Origin of the sequence: Xanthomarina gelatinilytica, assembly GCF_000348685.1 — a bacterium.
Lineage (GTDB): Bacteria > Bacteroidota > Bacteroidia > Flavobacteriales > Flavobacteriaceae > Xanthomarina > Xanthomarina gelatinilytica.
Window position 1 is genome coordinate 1 of the sequence record NZ_ANLA01000042.1, and the last position, 418, is coordinate 418.

The 418-nt window shown below is 36.8% G+C and carries 1 protein-coding gene; it reads right to left on the reverse strand.

The window, feature by feature from the left end; translation table 11 throughout:
* The coding region (locus D778_RS14015; protein ID WP_040492765.1) for a transposase at positions 1-337 on the reverse strand (337 nt) is incomplete at its 3' end.
* Between the last annotated feature and the right edge of the window lie 81 nt (positions 338-418).

The following is a 418-nucleotide window of genomic DNA, read 5'->3' on the forward strand; positions in this document are numbered from 1 at the left end:
GATTATCCCTTCTAAAATTACTGATAGTGTTGTGGTCGGGAGTAAGTGACTCTAACAACCACATGACTTCAATATTTCTGCGACATTCTTTTTCAAGCACACGGGAAGAACGCACACGGTTTAAATAGCCATAGATGAATAGTTTTAATAGAACTGAAGGATGATAAGCTGGTGGGCCGTTTTCTGTATGGTCTTGGCGAAATCCAAGATCTGCTAAATCCAGCTGATTTACAAATTGGTCAATGGCTCTTACGCTGTTGTCCTGTTCTATAGAATCTTCCAAAGAAATAGGAAAGAGGCAAGTTTGTTTTCGGTCTTTTCCAGAGATATATTTCATACCATTAAGATACAAAAAACTAAAAAAATCACCTACTGGTTTTTATTAAAAACTATGAGAAGTTATTAGACAGTCTGACGG